This window comes from Butyrivibrio sp. DSM 10294, assembly GCF_028539135.1.
GTDB lineage: Bacteria > Bacillota > Clostridia > Lachnospirales > Lachnospiraceae > Butyrivibrio.
This window is the reverse complement of record NZ_JANSWL010000081.1, coordinates 231,709-252,830: the sequence shown is the minus strand read 5'-3', so window position 1 is coordinate 252,830 and position 21,122 is coordinate 231,709. Positions and strand designations below refer to the sequence as shown.

Genomic DNA, 21,122 nt, shown 5'->3' with positions numbered 1-21,122 from the left:
TTCTCGCAATTCTACAAATATTCGGAAACCGCTAATTTACTGCGTAAATTGCTAATTCCTCATATTTGTTTGGGCCATAAAGTCAAAATGCTTAACATGCCAGCATGTACGCATTTATGACTTTTGGCACCTATATCATATATATTATACCCCAGTTGAGATGACAAAAGAACCGTCCCGTGTCATCCCATCTTCTGCACGAAACATTTTTTTGAAAGAACATGTCATGGAAATCTTTAGCCTAGATGGGACTTTGAGCAGAGCACTTAGCGAGGTCTTTTCGAGCTTAGTGCGAGCCATGGGTGAACACTTGGTGAGGTTTTTTCGAGCCTAGTGAGAATCCCAGTACCCACATGGGTGAGAGGACTCTCCCCATGTGGAAAAAGAAAAAAGCCCAAGGCTTTATGCCTTAGGCTTTTTCTTTTTCTGCGTGCGGAAGATGGGACTTGAACCCACACGATGTAAGCATCACAAGATCCTTAGTCTTGCTCGTCTGCCAATTCCGACACTTCCGCGAACCGTCGCCTCGATCTCTCGTGGCGACTTGATTATAATATCAAAGTATCCGGCAAACGTCAACAAAAATTTATAAACTTTTTTTCGTTTGCCATCTCATAGGCTATTATTCCTTGACACCACCGATGGTAAGGCCTGTAACGAAGTATCTCTGGAGGAAGGGATACAGCAAAATGATAGGAAGCATTGTAGCAACCGTTACAGCGGCACGAATTGTGATAGGCGTGATGGTGTTGGCGCTGTTCTTGGCGCTGTCTGCACTACCGCTCTGCTGCATTACAGATGAAAGCAGCTTCATGAGCTCGTACTGAAGTGTTGTGTACTCAGTCTTCATACGGTTGTACAGCATTGCATCAAACCATGAGTTCCACTGCCAAACGGCGATGAACAATGCAACTGTTGCGTAAACAGGCTTACTCAAAGGAGAAATAATATCTTTGAAGATTGTCCAGTATCCGGCGCCGTCGAGCTGAGCTGATTCTTCCAAACTCTCGGGAATGCCTTCCATATAGGTTCTCATAACCAGCATGTTAAATGCACTGATCATACCGGGAACCCAGTATACGTGGAATGTTCCTGTAAGTCCTAAGTTCTTGTAGAGAAGGAAAATAGGAATCATTCCGCCGTTAACATACATTGTAATAACCCAGAAAAGTGACAGCTGGGATTTAAACAGGAATCTCTTACGGCTTACAACAAATGCAAGCAGCGCATTTGCAAAAAGTGAAGTGAAGGTAGCCACGATTGTTCTTAAAACTGTGACTCTGGCACCTACCCAGATATTCTGCATCGCAAATACTGTCTGATAGTTCTTCATGGAGAACTTACGGGGCCATAAATAAATTCCGCCTCTTACCGCATCGATACCATCATTAAATGACAGGGCTACGGTATTGATAACAGGGTAAAGTGTAACTATTACGAATATTGTCAGGAACAGTACAACGAATATCTCAAATATGACATCGCTGACCGGTCTTCTTACTGTGTACTCTTTCTCATTCATCGTCTTACGCCCTCCTTAGAATAATCTCTGCTCGCTGTATCTCTTGGCAATAGAGTTAGCAATAACGATGATCGCAATACTTACAGCACTCTTAAACAAACCGGCGGCAGTACCGAGGGAGTAGTCATTCTGTGAAATACCCCATTTCAGTACGTAGATATCGATAGTCTGGGATACAGACTGTACAAGTCCGTTACCTAACAGATACTGCACTTCGAATCCGGCATTTAATACGTTACCAACATTCATAAGAAGAAGGATCATGAAGGTAGGTTTGATACCCGGGAAAGTAATATATCTGATCTTCTGTAATCTGTCGGCGCCATCGATGGAAGCTGCTTCATACAGAGCAGGATCGATAGCAGTGATGGCTGCCAGATAGATTATTGCATTCCATCCTGTCTCCTTCCAGCAGTTGGCAAATGCAACTATAGGCCAGAAGTATCCGGGATGTGCAAAAAAGTTGATTGCCTGATTAATGAATCCGAATCTCAGAAGCAGGTCGTTGACAATACCGGTTGCGGATAATGAAACGTGCAAAATACTGGTAACAACGATCCATGAAAGGAAATGCGGAAGGTATGAAATGGTCTGAATGGGCTTCTTGATCCATGCCCTTCTGACCTCATTTAAGATAATCGCAAAAAGAACTGCCATTATCGTGGTGGTAACAAGGTTGATAACACCCATTGCGAAGGTGTTTCTGATGACCTTAATGAAGGTCTGATCTCCAAACAGGAACTTAAACTTGTCCAATCCAACAAAGGCGGAACCAAGGATTCCCTTCTTGGGTTTGAAATTCTGAAAAGCCATGATCCAGCCTGTCAAAGGCCAGTAATAGAATATGATACCGTACACAACTACGGCAAGGGTCACAACCATGAGAAAGCTCTGGCGCTTCATCTCCTTCAGTGTGGCCTTCATATTCATTTTTTTGCGTGTTTTATTCCGGGCCATAAACTCCACTCCTATTACTCTTTTCTAGAAGAACCAATTCGATTTTTTTCAAAAAAAGGGCAGCAACATTGTCTGTTGGCGCAGTTGCTGCCTTTTCTTGTTCTTTATTCCTATCTGGTACACTAAACTCGACAGAACCCAGCTAAGTGATTACTTAAATGTATCAAGAATCTCCTGCATCTCGCCGATGAAATCCTCAGGCTTGCATGCATTGTATGCATCCATGTACTCAGCCCAGCCCTGCTCGAAGTCCTTAGCCATAACAACCTTAGGAAGCCACTCGTGCTTGCACTCACCCATCTTAGCCCAAGCTACACCGCCGGGTGTCTCAGTTGTGAAGTTGTTGGAGTATGAGTACATAGGGAACCAAGGTCCGTTAGTCTCAACTACTGAATTGATCATCTGAGGATATGTTGTTACTCCGTAAGCATCGAAGCATGCCTTAAGAGGAGCTGCCATATCGATCATGAACTCTGAAGGCTGCTCTTCAGGTTTGTTAGCGTTAATTCCGTCATCAGATGTTCCGTTCCACTGAGGGAAGTATGAATATACACATCTGTGAGAAGCCTGGTAAGAAGTATCTGCCCAGTTCATTCTCTGCTCATCAGTACGATAGTATAATCCGTTCTCATCTACATCGTAGTCAACGCCCTTAACGCCCCAGAATCTGAGATCATGAAGTTCCTGATCCATAGCGCAGTCAACGATGAACTTGAATGCCTTGTCAGGATCCTTACAATCTGTTGTGATAGCGATACCTGAAGCCTGGTTAACTGTGTCATCATATGTATGCCATCTGTTGTCCATGCCGGCTGTTGTTGTAAGTCCAAGAGGTACATAGTTACAGCCCTTAGCATCAAGACCTGTCTGCTTGAAGGAGTCATTTACGTTGTTAGCGAAATCCCACCACTGATCAACCATACCAAGTACGCGGCCTGTTGAAAGCTTAGCGATATACTCGTCGTAGGTCTGTGTGAAGGACTCAGGATCAACGAAGCCCTTGTTGTACTCTTCGTTGAGCTTCTTGAAGTAAGCGATTGTGTCGTCTGATGTGTTGTAGTCCTTGATTGTCATTGTGGACTTGTCAACGATTACAGAACCGTCGTTAGGATATCCTGCAAGGAACTGACCTGCGTTCTCAAGGCAGAAATATCTCCAGTCTTCGCAGAGGATTGTGTAAGCAATGTTCTCTGTGCCATCGTCCATTGTAGGATTAGCAGCGATGTAATCCTCAAGGAGCTGGAAGTACTGATCAAGTGTCTCGATCTTAGGATAATTAGCCCACTCAAGAACTCTTACCTGGATCCAGAAAGCTTCGTCGTTGTGTGTTGTCTGCTTGGACTCACCCTTTGTGTTTCCGAAAGGATTGATCCAGTAGATGTGTCCGTCGGGCTGACGGAATTTCTCCCACTCTTCGGGAGTGAACCATTTCTCCTTGAACTCAGGATACTGGTCGATGTAATCATCAAGTGGAATAAGTGCGTCTGCGTCGATAAGCAGATTCATTTCATCGGAATCGATGAAGTCAGGATACTCGCCGCCGGCGATAAGTGTACCTGTTGCCTCAGATGCTGTCTGACCTGTAAGCCATGTCTCTTTTACTCTTACCCCATACTTGTCAGCGATCATCTGAGCAATCTCGTTGTCATCATTGATTTCGGAACCGGGCATAGTGATGAACATTGTGAAATCTGTTACCTCACCCGGAGTTGCTGTGTCAGCTGAAGCACTTCCGGTATCAGCTGAACCGTTGTCAGTCTGAGTTGCAGCGGGTGTTGTGTCGCCGCCAGCAGGTGCTGATTCTGTGTCGCCACATCCGGCAAGAATTGATGCCATCATTGCAGCGCTCAGTAATAATGATGCTACTTTTTTCTTCATTGTAATCCTCCCTTTTAATTTGCCCTTTGAAAGGGTTTATAATCTGATAATTAGTCTAATACAGTGATATATTCTTTTCACCCTACAAATTCTAAAGAAAAACAGGACAAATTCTAGTGATTTGTCCTGCCATTTTATTAATCTGTATGACTATTTCCATTCTTCCTGTATTTTGAGGGTGTGCAGCCCTTAATCGCAATAAATTTATTGATAAAATAGTCTGTGTCATGATAGCCCACTTCCTCTGCAATACGGCCTATCTTCTCATCGGACTTAAGCAGCATTGATGCCGCATGATTGATCCTCACAGCATTAAGATATTCCCTGAAGGACATACCGTATTGCTTGCGGAACAGCTGCCCCAGGTAGGAGCTGTTCACATAATATTTGGCGGCAAAATCTTTGAGAGTAATATTCTGTGCGAAGCTTTTACTAAGCTCCTTTTCTATATCCTTAAGAACTCCCTTGGATACATTGCTGCGAAGGCTCATAAGATAACCGGCATATTCAAGAGCAAACTGCTTGACGTGAAGCATAGTTCCTGTGTGGGTACCATTTGTCAGGATATTGTCCGAGATGTACATCATTACAACCTCCTGATTGATGCTCTCATCCAACTCCACCGCAAGATGAAGAAGTCTGAATACAAGATAATTCTTGTTGACGCTTATGGCCTGTTCTGATAAAACAGCGCCTTCGCCTCCAATCTTGGAAAAAAGCACATCGATGTTCCTATTTATCACATCCTTGTCGTTATGTTCGATACCTGAAACAATACCGTCAAGCTCATCCTTAAACAAAACCGTGGAGGATTCTGCATCAGCGGTATTCTCATATCCCGCAAGTTCACTCCCCTGGGTAACACTCTTTTTACTCTTAACCTTATCTATGACTTCTATAAGACTGTTGGCACTGACGGGCTTAAGCAGATAATCAAGGGCCTCGTACCTGAGAGCCGTCTGAGCATATTGAAAATCATTATAGCCGCTAAGGATCACAAAATAGGCTGAGGAAAGTCCCTCCTCCCGGGCGGTCTGCAAGAGTTCAAGCCCTGTCATTACCGGCATTTTGATGTCCGTTATCACAAGGTCTATGTCTCCCTGCTTAAGATACTCCAGCGCTTCCTCTCCGTTTGAAGCCTTTGCTGCTATCAAACACCCATATTGTTCCCAGTCAATGAGAACCGACATTCCTTCAAGAATAAAAGGCTCATCATCTACCAACATCACTTTTATCATCGTATTTCTTAAGCCTGTCCGCAGGAACCGTAATGGTTATGTAGGTTCCAACGCCTTTCTCACTTTCAAGACCAAAGCGCGCCGTAAGATCGGTGCTCATGCGAAGTCTAAGACACGCATTGAGCATACCCACATGGGAGCCCTTCTTGACGTCTTCCAAAGTGCAATTATTCATCTTGTCATTCAGATACATGACTTCTTCATCCAGCATTCCGCTGCCGGTGTCCTCAATCTCCATGACAAGGGATTCTTCGTTCCTGTATACTCTTACATAAATATAGCAGGCGGCGGTTTTGCCTTCCATGCCGTGTATGCAGGCATTCTCAACAAAGGTTACCAGTGTAAGTTTGGGCACAAGGAAGTCTTTGCAATCATCTCTGACACTTATCTCAAACTTAAGTTTTTCTCCAAAACGGTACTTTTGAAGCTCCAGATACGACTTAATGAAGCTGATCTCATCTTCTATGGTGGAGTCATCGGTGGACCAGCTGACATTCTGTCTTATCAGAGTTGCCAACTTCTCTATCATTGAAGCTGTCTCTTTTTCACTCTTGATGACACTCCTCATCCTGATGTTCTCCAGCATGTTAAACAAAAAGTGAGGATTGATCTGGGAGTGAAGGGCCGACAATTCCGCCGTTTGCCTGGCAAGCTCCATCTCCTGTCGTTCAAGCCTGGCGGTATAGTTGGTTCTGATAAGAGTACTCTGCCTTTCAACCATGCGATTGTACCCTCTTATGAGTAGGCCGATCTCATCGTTGCCCGCATTTTCCTCATTGATTCCCTGATTGTTATCTATATCCGCTTCATCAAAGGCTCTGGAAATCCTGTAAAGCCTCATGGCAAAGGATTTGTTCATGAATCTTATCACAACAATAGGCGCCAGGAGATTCAGCATGATCAGCAATATGATAATAACTGCATGATCCTTGAAAATCTTCTTAAAGTTACTCTCATTGCCAGAAACGATGATGCGAAGATTCCTTCCGTATACGTTCCAGGGAACTTCAAGGCCTATGTTAACATCATCCCCCAGAGTTTCATAGTCCATGTTGATACTCTTCTGCAAAGGGCTGGACAAAAGAATCCTGTCCCCCTCGCACAGATAGATGGAATATTCGAAGGTCATAGCCTTCATCTTGCGCTGAAGCACACTGAAATCCAGGTCCACATAAACCATCATGTTTCTGTGATACCAGGAGTAGTGATCCAGCATTCTGATTACGGCAACTTTCTTTTTTTGGGAACTGTTGTTGATCTCATCCTTAGGATAGTAAAAAAAGACTACTATAGAGCTCTTCGACGCCTGAAGATCTTCCCAGCTGATGTATTTGATATCCTTGAGGTTGTAGAAGTTACCGCCGTTGACTATCCCTGCATTGTCACTGCAGAGAATGATACTGCTAAGAACCGATTCTCTGCCGCCGTCAAGGGGCTTGATTTTCTTCTCGTTGAATCTGAATCTTTTTTCATAAAAATCGTAGTCCGATTCAAAGGTCTGATCCAGAAACTTATAAACATCCTCATCCAGATATATCTTGTTGATGGCTGTGACCGCTTCGTCAAAGGAGCTGTTTACCAGGTATCGCACGGAATCCGCCGCACTTCTCATGCGGTATTCCTCTTCTCTTTGTTCATAGTATTCCAGAAGTCCGAATACAACACTGTCCGTGAGAATAAGCGGTATGAACATACATATCACGTATACCAGGATCAGCTTGTTCCTTATGCTAAGGTCATTGAGCCATCTGTATAGAATATTACTTATTTTTTTAGACTGCATTTTGCTATCCCCTGACCCTTACCCGACATACATATTTCTAACATTTTAGCAGATAATATCAAGTATCTCCAAGGGATCATTTACAAAATAATTATCTCCCGCGCCTGCATCCAGAAGCTCCTGCTTTGTTCTAAAGCCCCAGAGACAGGAGATGCACTTAAGCCCTGTGTTCACCGCTGTCTGATGATCTATTTCGGAATCTCCAACATAGATACATTCCTCCTTGCTGCTATGAAGCTCCTCCATGGCAAAAAGACACTCATCGGGATAGGGCTTTCTTCTGAGCTTATCCGTTACGCCGATGGCAACTTCAACGAAGTCGTCAAAATAAGCCTTCCTCAGCTCCTCCACAGCAGCCATTGGTTTGTTGGATACTATGGCAAGCTTATAGCCCTTGTTCTTAAGTGCCTGCAAAAGTTCGGGGATATGATGATATGGCCCTGTCTTAATATTGCAGTGGGCCTCGTAATACTCTGAGTATTCAGAGAGAATCCTGTCAAAATCAGGATTCTCCCTTCCACCCTCAAGAGCTCTCTCGATAAGGACCGCAGAACCGCTTCCAACCATATGCTTGACCCGGTCTATGGAAAAAGAATTAAGGCCATTCCTTTCCATTACATAATTCAGGGAATCTGTAATATCCTCTATGGTATCCAAAAGTGTTCCGTCCATATCGAAAATAATCGTACTGTATTTCAAAATATAACGCCTCTTATTTCTAAAAAATTATCCGTGGTATTCCTGAAGTGAGCGGATATTTCCGCAGCCTTTTTCCCTTACTTCGTGAATACCTTCAGCTGCTGCCTTGGCTGCCGCAACTGTGGTGATGTAAGGTATGCGTGCCTTGATGGCTGCTCTTCGCAGGTATCCGTCATCATGCTCAGCGCCGCGTCCAATAGGAGTGTTGATGATAAGATCAACCTCACCGTTCTTGATTACATCCTCTACGTCAGGTCTTCCGCCCTCGTAGTTCTTCATTATCCTTACAGCAGGTATTCCTGCCTCAACAATATTTTCAAAGGTCTTGCCGGTGGCATAGATCTTGAAATCCTCATCAGCAAAGCTTCTTGCCAGTTCTGCTGCCTCTGGCTTGTCCTCGCTGTTTAAGGAAATAAGTACTGCGCCCTTAGTAGGAAGAGCTGTACCTGTAGCTTCCTCAGCCTTGAAGAAGGCTTCACCGGGAGTCCTGGCAAGTCCCAGAACCTCACCTGTGGAACGCATCTCAGGTCCCAGAACAGGATCAACCTCAGGGAACATATTGAAGGGGAACACCGCCTCTTTTACACCGTAGTACGCTGGCTCAGCATCTTTTTTCTCTGTTAAAAGAGCAGGTACAGGTGATGGTCTTCCTGTGAGGGAAGCAGTAATGATATCGGTTGCGAGAGGAACCATCTTGATGCCGCAGACCTTGGAAACAAGGGGCACGGTACGGGATGCGCGAGGGTTGGCCTCAAGCACATATACTGTATCATCCTCAATGGCATACTGCATATTCATAAGTCCCACAACGTTCATCTCAACGGCGATCTTCTTGGTATAATCCTCGATGATCCTTAAGTGCTTCTCAGAGATGTGCTTGGAAGGAATGATGCAGGCTGAGTCTCCGGAGTGAATTCCTGCAAGCTCAATGTGCTCCATAACAGCGGGAACAAAAGCCTCTTTACCGTCGCTGATGGCATCTGCCTCACACTCAAGTGCGTCGTGAAGGAATCTGTCGATAAGGATAGGTCTGTCGGGAGTAACACCTACTGCGGCCTTCATATAACCCTCCATGCTCTCCTCATCCCTTACTATCTCCATTCCTCTTCCGCCAAGAACGAAGGAAGGACGAACCATAACAGGATAGCCGATCCTAGCAGCAATCTCCTTGGCTCCCTCTACATCAGAAGCCATTCCGGCCTCTGCCATAGGGATTCCCAGTTTCTCCATCATGAGACGGAACTGATCTCTGTCCTCAGCAAGATCGATAACTTCAGGAGTTGTACCGAGAATGTTGACGCCCTCTTCCTTGAGCTTGGCTGCCAGATTAAGAGGAGTCTGTCCGCCGAACTGGGCGATAACGCCAAGGGGCTTCTCTTTTCTGTAGATCTGAAGAACATCCTCAAGAGTAAGGGGCTCGAAATAGAGCTTGTCTGAGGTGTCGTAGTCTGTAGATACAGTCTCGGGGTTACAGTTAACAATAATTGTCTCAAAGCCCAGCTTCTTAAGAGCAAGGGCTGCATGTACACAGCAGTAATCGAACTCAATACCCTGTCCGATACGGTTGGGACCGCCGCCAAGGATCATTATCTTCTTGTTATCACTACCCTCTGAAAGAGTAAGAGGATTCTCCAATCTCTCTTTTTCCTGATAAGTTGAATAGTAGTAAGCACTTCCGTCGGTGCCGTATACGTGAACGCCATCCCAGTTCTCTATAAGACCTGCAGCCTCTCGTGCCTGTCTGATGTCATCCTCTGATACGTCCAGAAGCTTAGCAAGATATTTATCGGAAAAGCCGTCTTTCTTAGCTGCAATCAGGGCATCCCCGGAGGGAACATGGCCCATGCTCTGTCTTGCCAGATCCATCTCCTCCTCCACAAGAGCCTTCATCTCATTTAAGAAGTAGTGCTTAACCTTGGTGATATCGTATAATTCCTCGACGGTGACGCCTTTTTTCATAGCTTCATACATAAGGAAGTAGCGCTCGGAAGAAGCATTTTTGAGCATACGAAGAAGTTCTTCCTTGGGCATCTTCTCGAATTTCTCGATACAGCCAAGGCCGTAGCGATCCTTCTCAAGGGATCTGATGGCCTTCTGGAAAGCCTCTCTGAAGTTCTTGCCGATACTCATAACTTCGCCGACGGCACGCATCTGAGTTCCAAGCTTGTCCTCTACGCCTCTGAATTTCTCGAAGGCCCAGCGTGCAAACTTAACTACTACATAGTCGCCGTTAGGTACGTATTTATCAAGAGTTCCGAACTTGGAATCCGGAAGTTCAGCCAAAGTAAGTCCTGTGGCAAGTTTGGCGGAAACAAGAGCGATGGGGAAGCCTGTTGCCTTACTTGCAAGGGCAGATGAACGGGAGGTACGTGGATTGATCTCAATAACGATAATTCGACCACTCTTAGGATCATGAGCAAACTGAACATTGGTGCCGCCGATTACGCCGATGTGCTCAACAATCTTGTAGGCCTGACGCTGGAGCTCTTTCTGAAGTTCCTCTTCGATGGTGAGCATAGGCGCTGTACAGAAGGAATCACCTGTATGAACACCTACAGGATCAACGTTTTCGATAAAGCATACGGTTATCATGTTGTTGTCCTTGTCACGAACAACCTCCAGCTCAAGCTCTTCCCAGCCAAGGATAGACTCCTCAACAAGAACCTGATGAATAATGGAAGCCTGGAGACCGCGGGCGCATACTGTCTGAAGTTCTTCCTTGTTGTAAACAAGTCCGCCGCCGGCGCCGCCCATGGTGTAGGCAGGACGAAGTACAACGGGATAACCCAGCTCATCCGCTTCTGCAAGAGCTTCTTCAATGCTGTAGCAAGCCTTGGAACGAGCCATCTCAATACCCAGCATGTCCATTGTCTTCTTAAATTCGGTTCTGTCTTCGCCGCGCTCAATGACGTCAACCTGAACACCGATTACTTTTACGTTATATTTATCGAGGATACCTGCTTTATATAGCTCAGAACAGAGATTAAGTCCGGACTGTCCGCCAAGATTTGGAAGAAGAGCATCCGGTCTTTCTTTTTCAATAACAGAGGTGACACGTTCCACGTTAAGTGGCTCAATATAGGTCTTATCGGCCATCTCCGGATCGGTCATGATGGTGGCCGGATTGGAGTTAACCAAAACGATTTCATATCCGAGACTTCTGAGAGCCTTGCATGCCTGTGTTCCGGAGTAGTCGAACTCGCAGGCCTGGCCGATGACAATGGGTCCCGAGCCAATGATCAATACTTTGTGTATATCAGTTCTTGCTGCCATGATATTCCTCCCTATTTCTTTTTTCATATTCTAATACATTATATTTATACCGCGGCAAAGTGACAAGGAGTAAATTTACTGTTTGTATGATATAGAAAAATATAGTAATGTACTTGTGTTATACTTATTCGTGAAAAATAAAACTTTAGCAGATTAAAATACATCAAGTTAAATGAATGGAATAAATCATGAAAAGACATGTAAGCTATACAATAGCCATCCTGGCGCTAATTACACTTGTTCTGTACGCAGCTCTGATGGTGTTTTCCATAAAAACCACTTCAGATGAAGATATCCTTACCCTTGGCGCCGATGACGCAGCAGATGAAGCCACGGATACGGGTTTGGTCTTCGAAACCATTTCTGAGGAGAATCAAAGTAAAGAAGATATTGCTTCTATAGGAGACACTGCATCAGCTGCAGAGGCTTCCTCTGAGGAGATACCCGAGGAGCCGGATAGTGTTTCTGTTGTAATGGTGGGCGATGTGCTACTTCATATGCCCATCGAGAAAGCCTGCAGAGACGAAGACGGCAATTACGATTTTAACCCTATCTTTGCAAACGTTAAGGATGAAATAAGCGCAGCCGATCTGGCGATAGTCAATCAGGAGGTTATCCTTGGCGGAGTTGAGCTTGGCATATCCGGTTATCCCTGTTTCAATGCTCCTGTTGATATAGGAGATGCGCTGGTAAACGCAGGCTTTGACGTAGTTCTTCACGGCACCAATCATGCTCTCGACAAGGGCAAGCAGGGCCTTATGAACACTATCGAATACTGGAAGAACAATCACCCCGAAATACTGGTTCTGGGAATAAATGAGACCGAAGAAGATAAAGAACGAGTTGATATTGTTGAGAAAAACGGTATCAGGATCGCGATCCTTAATTATACCTACGGAACCAACGGTCTTCCGATGCCTCAGAGCATGCCCTTTGCCGTAGATCTCCTGGAAGAGGAAAAGGTAAGACAGGACCTTGCCTATGCTGAAGAGAATGCTGATTTTACCATCGTTTGCCCCCATTGGGGAACGGAATACAATCTTGAGACCGATAAGAGCCAGCAGAAATGGACGTTAGTTTTCAGAGAAGGAGGCGCAGATCTTATTCTGGGAGCTCACCCCCACGTCATCGAACCGGTGGAATTTATCGAGGACGATGTCCCCGGCTACAGCAATAATCACGGCGACGGCGATATGCTGGTATACTACTCTCTCGGTAACTTCGTAAGCTGGACTTCCTCGGAAGGTCCCGGCATCACCAAGAGAATGGTTGGAGGAATGGCCCAGGTCACAATCACCAGAACCGATGAGGGCGAAGCAGTCATCACCGATCACGCGGTTGAAGCTCTGGTAGCCCATCTGTCAAGGCAGTACCACGGAGTCAGTGTTTATCCACTCTCCACCTATACGGATGAAATGGCAGCCACCAATGCCATCGACATACAAGACAACAGCTTCTCCAAGCAGCAGTGCTTTGATATATGCAATACAGTGTGGGGAGACAGTTGGAAGTAAATAAACTAATTAGTTCAAGTCCCTTCTTTCTTACGAACAAAAAAGGAACCAGTTCAATGAACTGATTCCTTTTTGTTCGTGCGGAAGAAGGGACTTGAACCCTCACGATGTAAGCATCACAAGATCCTTAGTCTTGCTCGTCTGCCAATTCCGACACTTCCGCGTATCAAGTATATATAGTTAACCTAATCCATTGCACCAGGTATAACCTAGTGCAGGAGAAGGGACTTGAACCCTCATGTTGTTGCCAACACATGGACCTGAACCATGCGCGTCTGCCATTCCGCCACTCCTGCAAGCAACTATTGTATAATACCGATTTTTTTGCTCTATGTCAATAGGTTTTGCCAAAGAATTGACTCAAAATTTCAAAAAATGCGCATTTAACTTATATTTAATTATTAAGTTTACGCATTATAGTATAAAATGATATCAGGAGCCACGTACTTTCAGGCAGAGGGCGGATTTCATGAATAATAAAATGACGCAGGGTAAACCCCTTCCAATAATTCTCAAATTTGTTATCCCTATCTTTCTGGGATTTGTTTTCCAACAGTTCTACAATATGGTAGATACAGTCATAGTCGGACGATTCGTAAGCCCCGGCGCCCTTGCTGCAGTAGGTTCTACAGGAACTATCATGTTCCTTGTAATGGGTCTTGCCAACGGAATGACTACAGGCTATACAGTTCTTATAAGCCAGAAGTTTGGAGCCGGTGACAAAGAAGGTACAAGACGAGCCTTTGCCAACGCCATCCTTCTTGGAATTATCAGTACTGCCATCATCACTGTTATTTCCTATCTGATCATGCATCCGCTTCTCAAGCTCATGAATACCCCTGCGGATATCTATGATGACGCCTATGCCTATATCATAACCATATGTCTTGGGAGCTTTGCCCTCATCGGTTATAACCTTATGGCAGCCTCCCTTCGCGCCATCGGTAACAGCAGAACTCCTCTCTATTTCCTGATTTTTGCAGCCCTTTTAAACATCGTTCTTGATCTGGTGTTCATTATAGGCTTTAAACTCGGCACCTTCGGCGCAGCCCTGGCTACAGACGTATCCCAGGGTATATCCGCCCTTTTGTGCATCATCTATATCATCAAAAAAATCGATGTCCTTAAGCCCAGACGATCCGACTGGCGGCTCAATAAAGATTACAGTTTCAAGCAGCTTAATATCGGTGTCCCTATGGCTCTGCAATTCGGTATCACTGCCTCCGGAACCATGGTAATGCAGTCGTCAATAAATATCTATGGTTCAGTGGCCGTAGGGGGCTTTACAGCCGCCGGCAAAGTAGTTAACCTCATGACCGCCGGAATGCCCTCCCTTGGCCAGACTATGGCTGCCTACGTTGGCCAGAACTACGGCTACGGAGACCTCGACAGAGTTCATCAGGGCACCAAGGATGCCATGAAGATAGCTGTGGTATATTCCATTTTAAATGCAGCCCTGAGTCTCCTTCTCCTTCCCAGAGTCATCAGTCTCTTCTTCGACAGCGGAGTGGACCTCTCTTCATACATGCCCTACGCCTGGACCTACGTAAATGAATGCATTCTCTTCTATATCCCCCTCGGAATGATCTTCATATACAGAAATGCAATGCAGGCCTGCGGCTATGGTAAAACAGCGCTTACCCTCGGTATCGTTGAACTTCTGACAAGACTTGCCACTGCCTTTATCTCCATGAGAATAGGCAGCTATGCTCTTGCAGTTGCAGGTGACGGACTGGCCTGGCTCACTGCGGGAATATTCTCAATTATCCTGTATCTTATAGTACTGAAACACATAAGAAAAAGCTTCGCCGCGGTACGCCGCGACGAAGCCTGAACCTTCTGTATTTATAATATGCCTGCTTTATACCCGGATCTGAGCCAGCTTATCTGCATATACGCTAAGTTTTTTGACTACATCTCCCAGCTTTCTGTAGGACATTGACAGAACCGCTGCTGCAATAGCCATCACTGCAGCGCAGATATAATGTACCCAGGAAGTTGTTCCCAGCGCCGCTGACAAAAAGATGCAGGCACACATCAAAAGCCCCATCACTGCAATAAGGCACCTTATCATTTCCTGATGAAGCATGCCTATCTCCATTATAAGTCCTTCTCTTTCGTTTATTATCTCTTCCTCGGATAAAACGTCATAGTCGAGCTTCTCAAAGTGTCTTATGTACTCCCTGAACCTTTTTTCCATATGCCCTCCAAGTGATATATAATGTAGTAATTAATATTATACGCTATATCGCACAGCCCAGCAAAGCCTTATTTAAACTGTCATTTTCCGCGGCAGCCTTTGTAACATCGCACCCCTCCTGGTCCGGTGCGCACTCTCCGCAGATATCCATGGCGATAACATCCTTTTTAGCAAGCATCTCTTTTACAAAGGAAAGAAGCTGCTCCCTTGTCATCTCTCCCTGATCCCAGTTGGTAGTCAGCTCCTTATCCGAGACCACATCCTTATCTATGGATAAAAACACAGGATATCCCGTATCCGGAAGCCTTATTCCCTCTCCAAAGATATCCTTGAGATCATAAAAAGTAGCCCTCTGCCGGTCCTCTTCTGCCAACTCGGAAATGAGCCCTCTGTCTGCCCCTATGATATGTATGTCCTTTACCCCCGGGTTCTTGTCAAAGACCTCCTTCACCCAGCCTCCGCAGGACAATATATCCCCAAACATAGGTGGCTGCATATCGGGATGATGATCAAGAACCACCAGTGAAAAAGGCTCCCCTATCATCTCCGCCACCAGTGCGGACATATAATGATAATTACCGTTGTCGATAAAGTGGATCCCATAGGGAGATACTCCGTTATCAGCAAATATCTGCCTTATTCTCTGCACCGCACTGTCATCGCACATGCAGTTGGTTCCTGAGATTCCCGTCATATCAAGTACGTTAAAAGAGCCTTTATCACTAAGATAAAAGCTCTCATTGTCATATATTCCCGAAAAATTAAATACCCAGATGTCCTTCTTCATACAGCCTCGCATATTATTTCTTAAGATCAGCCAAATGGATCAATGCATCCTCTTCTATTATGCACTCTGCATGTTCCTCTATAAACAGGGATTCGGGAGAATTAACCGTAAGAAGCTGTGAGTACTCAACTCCGGCTCTTCTCATCTCATAGATTATTCCCTCTTCTCCTGACATAAGCCCCGCCAGCAGATAGTATCTTCCTTTGTGCTTGTAAAGAGCGGAATCAACAATCGGAAGCCTCTGAACCACTTTGGCAAAACGCTCAGCCTCGGAAATATCCTCAAACTCCATCATATATCTGGCATATTCGGAGAGAGGCTGATAGGTGGCTGCCGGATGATCAAGTGCAAACTCCTCTTCACCGTTTCTTCCGTAGAACCTGTTTATTGTATCGGTAACATTGGTAATAACCTCATTAAGGGCTACTCCCTTGTCCTTACCGGTCTTTCTCTTGATCTCGTCTACTCTTTCCTGAGTAAGTAACCTAAGGACTGTCTCTGCGGCTCCTCTGATCCTGTCAGCAGCCTTCTGAATGTCCTCATTACTCATCTTCACTGCAAAAATGCGGACACTGCCATCCATCATCATATTCTTGCTCATCATCATGACCTCTGTCTCAGGGTCATAGTCAAGCTGCTGTCCAACCTCTTTATTAAGCTGAGCAAAAAATGATGTGGTGTTCTCCGCTCCGTTAACTACTGCCTCAGGTGTGAGGCCGATCTCATGAAGTTCTGATGCGGCTATACTGCATTCAACTGTTGTTTCATTCATTTTTACTATGATCATGCGCATCATCTCCTCTCCATGGAAATTACCGTTCATCCTTGAATGTAACAATCCTCTAATGCATAAAAATATATGTTTTCTTACAGTAATTATATTACTATTTACCTGCACTTGCATAGTGCAGTGTGGTAAAAAAACACTAATAATACTATAAACTATTAGTATAAAAAAAGGTTTTCACTGCATCTTAAATCAGTGAAAAACCTTATCATATCCTAAATATTCTTATTTTCTTATGTGCTTGCTCTCTTCCGCAGCCTTGATAACATCAGGTGTATCGCCGGTGGCACTGACCTGTCCCGTTGCCTCACATCTGACTGTAATGCGGTTGGAACCTCCTACTGTACAAGTGAAAAGTGTAAGATCCCAGTCACCTGATTCCATCTCTTCAACATCATAAGCACCAAGTGTCTCAATGTTGACAACCTCGTAGTAGAAGCTCTTACCATTCATGTCAGTAACAACAACGCTGTCTCCGGTGGTGAGTTCCTCAAGCCTGCCGAAATGCTCAATGTAGTTATGGCCTGCAACAATGAGATTGTTCTCATAAGCAGAGCCCTCATATCTGCAAACAGAAACCTTGGCGTTGTCGGATGCCCATTCACTCTGAATAGGAAGAAGAAGACCAAGCCCAGGAATCTGAACCGTTCCGATGAAACTCCTGCCCTCTACGTCCACCACCGGCATATCGCCGTGGTCTTCTGAGGCAAGTACCACATCCGGAACCTGCTCAATAACTTCACTTAAAAGGTGGTCCGAAGCCTCTCCGGCAGATGCGTTCTCATCAAGATTATTCTTAACGATGAATGCCGCAGTGCCAAGAAATACAATTCCCAATAAAATATAAAAATAACCAGATAGCTTTTTCATTTGTCTGATGCGCCTTTCAAAATGAACTGCATCATACCCTGCAGCTTAATATTCATCCCCATAAACTGCAGCTCCCTTAAACATTATGCCTTACTGTTCTTCCTGATCCCCTTAAATATGAAGAACACTCCAAAGAGAACAAGTATAGGAAGTGGCCACCACAGCTGTCCTGTCTGTGGAAGTCTTCTCGCACCGAGAACCTCAGGCAGATCCCTTATTGCTCCCAGAACCGAAGGAAGGTCAGGAGTCACAGGTTCTGAGGGATCCTCGGGAGGATTTCCCGGAGGAGTCTCAGGTGGATTGTATGTATTGGTAAATACAAAGGTATATTTGTTCTCATCCTTGGACTTGGAAAGTGAAGCGGTGTAGTTATTACCTGTTGAAGTCTCAACCAGCTTCCACTCATGTCCCGGCTCATACGTCCAGGAGTATTTCCAGTTGTTGGAAGAATTAAGCTTAACTGTCTTGTAAACACTGGAGTCACAATAGATCTTAACTGTGATCTCACTTGGTCTGTTTGATTCATATCCTGAATCAGACCAACGCTTGTACACAACGAATTCCTCGTCGATAATTCTCTCTACGCTCTCCTTTTTGGGAACTACCTCAACATCATAAACCCATTCCATGACCTCTGATTCCTTACCTCTTTCAAGAAGCGGTACAGGATATACAAAGGAAGCAAATGAGTGAACGAACTTCTTATCTACCAGGTTATCACTTATAACCAGATATACACCAAGATCAAGGTCTTTGTAATAGGTCTTGCCCTGCTTGTCGGAAACACCTTCTTTGTAGGGCTTAACATTGGTAGCCTTAACATATTCTTTAACGCCGTCAACGCAGGACTTCCATGCATCGAAGTCATATCCGTTGTTGAAGAAACTTGAATCCGAGAAGCAACCGCTGAACTCATCAAGAACCGTGTACTTACCTGAAGCGTCCACAGATGCCACGCGATATATTCTGGACTTTACGCCTTCAAGCGGCTCGTCATCAGCAGAATGGTGAATCACGGTCATACTGCCCTTCTTAGAAAGGTCAATATCAGCAGCAGATACGCTCCTTCCCGGTAAAAGGGTAAGGACCATAACAGCAGCTACTGCCACAGACACTATTTTACTAAAAATGTCTTTTCCTAACTTAATCATGTTTCTTCCTCTTTGTACGACGTTTGGATGTCGCAAACAAATAAAATAAAAATGCGATAAGTATTAGCGGGGCTCCGAGGAACGGTGCCACAACAAGATTTCCGTATCTTGTTGCATCCGCAGGAACTATCAGCTTTGTTTCTTCGTTATAATCAACACGCTTTGCTCTTACAAGGAGCCTGTGAGTATTCACACCATAGGGTGTGCAGGTCACAAGCGTGACATAGTCTTCTCCTGAGACAATTGCCAGATCATTGGTCTCCTCCGGGAGAACAATGTTAATCTTATCAATCTGATATGCAAAAGTCTGATCTAGTATATGTAATAAAAATGTATCACCTACGATCATCTGATCCAGGTCTGAAAAAAGCTTGGAGGATGGAAGTCCTCTGTGCCCTGACAGTACTGTATGAGTACCGGTGTCTCCTGTGGGAAATGAGGTTCCCTCAAGATGTCCTATACCTACCTGAAGAACAGACTCATCTGTTCCATGGTATATCGGAAGGTTAACTCCGATGTTTTCGATCTCTATGTATCCGATTATTCCGCTTCCGGTTGGATTCATCACACTGTTGTAACGCTCCAGTTCTTCATCGGAAAATGTAAAACTAAAAGGCCTTGTAGCCAGTTCTTCGTTATACTTTCGGGCTTCTTCCCAATACTTGCTGTAATCCTCTTGGGAGATTTCGTCAAGTACCTCCTGATAGTTGGAAATAACCCTACTCTGATGCTTTGAATTAATGTAATTACTTACCGACGGGTATAAAAAAATTGCAAGTCCAACGAAAAAAATCAGACTGAATACTATATTGGGAATAATCCTTTTTAAGTTCTTCTTATCCATCAATCATCTTATCCCGTGAAATATGAACAATTACCTATTTTTGAACCAATTCCTGCATTTCTAAAGAAGTTTGTCTTGGAAGCTCCCCAGCTTCCGTGGATCGACACTCTCCTTTAGAAATACAGTCAGTTTCATTTAAAAGAAACAAGATTCAATTTTATTATAAAACTTTTTCATAAACCCGGGTCGATTAAGCCTGTGCATCAGCCTTTCTGCGAACCATGAAGTATGCTACACCTGCGATGATAAGGATACCGCCAAGGATGTAGAAGATTGTGGTTCCGATTCCACCTGTTGAAGGAAGAGTACGGCCTGTGAAGTTAGCAATCTTGATAGGCTCAGGAACTGTTAATGTGCCGTTAACAACAAGCTCATATCTGTCCTCGATCATGTTGTATCCTGCAGGTGCCTTTTCCTCCTGAAGGTAATACTTAGTAGCATCAAGACCAACGATTGTAGCCTTACCGTTCGCATCAACTGCGATGTTTACGCCTGTCTCATTAGACTTAGCAATACGGTAATGATCACCTTCCTTAACAACTGCGATCTGATTGCCGCCTTCCTTTGCGCTCCAAAGTGTGAACTCAGCACCTGTGATAGCCTTGCCTGTTGCGCCGTCAACCTTAACGATCTCTACGCCAAGTGTTGCAACATCAACATGATCTGTCTCTGCTGAATTGTAGTTGTCATATACAAGGTGAGCGCTGTTCTCTTCGTTAACACGAACTACAGCATTCTCGTTAACTGTTGCTGTGTAAGTAAGAACGATCTTGGAACCTGCGTACTTAGCAACTGTCTCCTCAGGAATAACAGTTGTGTACTCGTTTTTGCCGTTCTTAGCAACAGGCTCTGACCACTCATACTTGCCTACCTCTTTGCCCTCAACAGTTGCAACTACCTTAGAATCAAGTGTAAGGCCAACAGTTGCTGTATCAACAACTGTGATAGGCTTCTTAGCTACGCTCTTGGGAACATCAACTGTAAGAGTGTAGGTTACAACAGTATCAAACATCTGAGCGAAATCCTTATCATCAGCCTTTGTGATTGTAGGGTATGAGTTCTTCTCATTGATTGTTACTTCACCAACTGTCTGAACTGCTGCTACAGTACCAAGGCTTGAAAGAATGAGGTAGTAACCAGGCTCAAGCTCCTGCTTGGCAACGCCGTTAGCAGACTTGAACTGTCCCTTTACACTTACTGCACCTTTTACTGTATCGTTATTAAGAGCTGCTGCGATCTTCTCACCTAAATCAGATCCTGTGAGACCATCCTTAAGTGTTACATTGTAACGTGAACCATCAGCAGACTTCTTTGCTGTGAAATATCCTGTTCCGCTTACTGCATCAGCAAGCTTCTTATCTGTTACATAGTAAGCTACCTGCTCACCACTAACGATATCAGCCTTTAAAATCTGAAAATAATCGTAAGTGATAACAGCATCAGGGTTAGTATTGCTGCTATTCTTACTATCAATAGTGATAGTAGCTGTGGTTGTGGTTGTTGCTTCTGCCGCTGTTGCAGTGATTCCCATAGCGAATACCATGGTTGCGGCAAGAATTCCGGTTAAAACTTTCTTTAATCCTTTCATTTCCTTTTCCTCTCCTTTTGAATCTTGAGTC

General features: G+C 44.7%; 16 protein-coding genes and 3 tRNA genes. 2 read left to right on the top strand and 17 right to left on the bottom strand.

The annotated features are described in order from the left end of the window. Nucleotides 1-431: 431 nt before the first annotated feature. The 8 genes from NXH67_RS13285 to carB form a co-directional block, all read right to left on the bottom strand. A tRNA-Leu gene (locus tag NXH67_RS13285) sits at nt 432-515 on the bottom strand. Between the two features lie 107 nt (nt 516-622). Continuing rightward, nucleotides 623-1,522, bottom strand: a complete 900-nt coding sequence (locus NXH67_RS13280) for a carbohydrate ABC transporter permease (RefSeq protein ID WP_022778175.1) — start codon at nt 1,520-1,522, stop codon at nt 623-625. A 15-nt stretch (nt 1,523-1,537) separates the two neighbouring features. Continuing rightward, nucleotides 1,538-2,446 carry an ABC transporter permease gene (locus NXH67_RS13275; protein WP_272797671.1) on the bottom strand — a complete coding sequence of 303 codons (909 nt, stop codon included), beginning with the start codon at nt 2,444-2,446 and terminating at the stop codon, nt 1,538-1,540. Nucleotides 2,447-2,629: 183 nt separating this feature from the next. Then, complete coding sequence (locus NXH67_RS13270; RefSeq protein ID WP_272797670.1) at nt 2,630-4,357, bottom strand: extracellular solute-binding protein; 1,728 nt, start codon at nt 4,355-4,357, stop codon at nt 2,630-2,632. Between the two features lie 137 nt (nt 4,358-4,494). Further along, entirely contained in the window at nt 4,495-5,595 is a 1,101-nt protein-coding gene (locus tag NXH67_RS13265; protein WP_272797669.1) for a response regulator transcription factor, read from the bottom strand. Next, entirely contained in the window at nt 5,570-7,378 is a 1,809-nt protein-coding gene (locus NXH67_RS13260; protein WP_272797668.1) for a sensor histidine kinase, read from the bottom strand. The genes NXH67_RS13265 and NXH67_RS13260 overlap by 26 nt, the downstream gene beginning before the upstream one ends. Before the next feature lie 45 nt (nt 7,379-7,423). Beyond that, entirely contained in the window at nt 7,424-8,077 is a 654-nt protein-coding gene (locus NXH67_RS13255; protein ID WP_022778180.1) for an HAD family hydrolase, read from the bottom strand. A gap of 27 nt (nt 8,078-8,104) precedes the next feature. After that, on the bottom strand, nt 8,105-11,350 hold the full coding sequence (gene carB / locus NXH67_RS13250) for a carbamoyl-phosphate synthase large subunit (RefSeq protein WP_272797667.1): 3,246 nt from the start codon (nt 11,348-11,350) through the stop codon (nt 8,105-8,107). Between the two features lie 188 nt (nt 11,351-11,538). Here carB and NXH67_RS13245 point away from each other — a divergent pair, with 188 nt between their 5' ends. Beyond that, on the top strand, nt 11,539-12,864 hold the full coding sequence (locus tag NXH67_RS13245) for a CapA family protein (RefSeq protein ID WP_272797666.1): 1,326 nt from the start codon (nt 11,539-11,541) through the stop codon (nt 12,862-12,864). A 79-nt stretch (nt 12,865-12,943) separates the two neighbouring features. On the opposite strand, the gene NXH67_RS13240 is transcribed toward NXH67_RS13245, so the two are convergent. Both NXH67_RS13240 and NXH67_RS13235 read right to left on the bottom strand, forming a co-directional pair. After that, nucleotides 12,944-13,027, bottom strand: a tRNA-Leu gene (locus tag NXH67_RS13240). A 50-nt stretch (nt 13,028-13,077) separates the two neighbouring features. Then, nucleotides 13,078-13,160, bottom strand: a tRNA-Leu gene (locus tag NXH67_RS13235). A gap of 173 nt (nt 13,161-13,333) precedes the next feature. On the opposite strand from NXH67_RS13235, the gene NXH67_RS13230 reads away from it, so the two are divergent. After that, the gene (locus tag NXH67_RS13230; protein ID WP_272797665.1) at nt 13,334-14,698 is read left to right on the top strand and encodes an MATE family efflux transporter; all 1,365 of its coding nucleotides are present in this window, start codon (nt 13,334-13,336) and stop codon (nt 14,696-14,698) included. Between the two features lie 27 nt (nt 14,699-14,725). On the opposite strand, the gene NXH67_RS13225 is transcribed toward NXH67_RS13230, so the two are convergent. The 7 genes from NXH67_RS13225 to NXH67_RS13195 form a co-directional block, all read right to left on the bottom strand. After that, complete coding sequence (locus NXH67_RS13225) at nt 14,726-15,064, bottom strand: hypothetical protein (protein WP_022778184.1); 339 nt, start codon at nt 15,062-15,064, stop codon at nt 14,726-14,728. 43 nt (nt 15,065-15,107) lie between these two features. Next, a complete protein-coding gene (locus NXH67_RS13220; protein WP_272797664.1) occupies nt 15,108-15,851 on the bottom strand; it encodes an arginase family protein in 744 nt (247 codons plus the stop codon). 13 nt (nt 15,852-15,864) lie between these two features. Continuing rightward, nucleotides 15,865-16,638 carry an adaptor protein MecA gene (locus NXH67_RS13215; RefSeq protein ID WP_022778186.1) on the bottom strand — a complete coding sequence of 258 codons (774 nt, stop codon included), beginning with the start codon at nt 16,636-16,638 and terminating at the stop codon, nt 15,865-15,867. A 225-nt stretch (nt 16,639-16,863) separates the two neighbouring features. Then, nucleotides 16,864-17,475 carry a sortase gene (locus NXH67_RS13210; protein ID WP_272797663.1) on the bottom strand — a complete coding sequence of 204 codons (612 nt, stop codon included), beginning with the start codon at nt 17,473-17,475 and terminating at the stop codon, nt 16,864-16,866. Nucleotides 17,476-17,591: 116 nt separating this feature from the next. Continuing rightward, nucleotides 17,592-18,659: a Cna B-type domain-containing protein gene (locus NXH67_RS13205; RefSeq protein WP_272797662.1), complete on the bottom strand. Its 1,068-nt coding sequence runs from the start codon at nt 18,657-18,659 to the stop codon at nt 17,592-17,594. Then, nucleotides 18,652-19,503 (bottom strand): class C sortase, encoded by an 852-nt coding sequence (locus NXH67_RS13200; protein ID WP_272797661.1) that lies wholly within the window; start codon nt 19,501-19,503, stop codon nt 18,652-18,654. Before NXH67_RS13200 ends, NXH67_RS13205 begins: the two co-directional genes overlap by 8 nt. Nucleotides 19,504-19,693: 190 nt before the next feature. Continuing rightward, nucleotides 19,694-21,091, bottom strand: coding sequence for a SpaH/EbpB family LPXTG-anchored major pilin (locus NXH67_RS13195; protein WP_022778190.1), 1,398 nt, complete (start codon nt 21,089-21,091; stop codon nt 19,694-19,696). Nucleotides 21,092-21,122 lie beyond the last annotated feature (31 nt).

Coding starts and splice junctions, on each gene's coding strand:
- NXH67_RS13280 (WP_022778175.1), bottom strand. CDS start 1,522: ATGAATGAGAAAGAGTACACAGTAAGAAGACCGGTCAGCGATGTCATA.
- NXH67_RS13275 (WP_272797671.1), bottom strand. CDS start 2,446: ATGAAGGCCACACTGAAGGAGATGAAGCGCCAGAGCTTTCTCATGGTT.
- NXH67_RS13270 (WP_272797670.1), bottom strand. CDS start 4,357: ATGAAGAAAAAAGTAGCATCATTATTACTGAGCGCTGCAATGATGGCA.
- NXH67_RS13265 (WP_272797669.1), bottom strand. CDS start 5,595: ATGATAAAAGTGATGTTGGTAGATGATGAGCCTTTTATTCTTGAAGGA.
- NXH67_RS13260 (WP_272797668.1), bottom strand. CDS start 7,378: ATGCAGTCTAAAAAAATAAGTAATATTCTATACAGATGGCTCAATGAC.
- carB (WP_272797667.1), bottom strand. CDS start 11,350: ATGGCAGCAAGAACTGATATACACAAAGTATTGATCATTGGCTCGGGA.
- NXH67_RS13245 (WP_272797666.1), top strand. CDS start 11,539: ATGAAAAGACATGTAAGCTATACAATAGCCATCCTGGCGCTAATTACA.
- NXH67_RS13230 (WP_272797665.1), top strand. CDS start 13,334: ATGAATAATAAAATGACGCAGGGTAAACCCCTTCCAATAATTCTCAAA.
- NXH67_RS13225 (WP_022778184.1), bottom strand. CDS start 15,064: ATGGAAAAAAGGTTCAGGGAGTACATAAGACACTTTGAGAAGCTCGAC.
- NXH67_RS13220 (WP_272797664.1), bottom strand. CDS start 15,851: ATGAAGAAGGACATCTGGGTATTTAATTTTTCGGGAATATATGACAAT.
- NXH67_RS13215 (WP_022778186.1), bottom strand. CDS start 16,638: ATGATCATAGTAAAAATGAATGAAACAACAGTTGAATGCAGTATAGCC.
- NXH67_RS13205 (WP_272797662.1), bottom strand. CDS start 18,659: ATGATTAAGTTAGGAAAAGACATTTTTAGTAAAATAGTGTCTGTGGCA.
- NXH67_RS13200 (WP_272797661.1), bottom strand. CDS start 19,503: ATGGATAAGAAGAACTTAAAAAGGATTATTCCCAATATAGTATTCAGT.
- NXH67_RS13195 (WP_022778190.1), bottom strand. CDS start 21,091: ATGAAAGGATTAAAGAAAGTTTTAACCGGAATTCTTGCCGCAACCATG.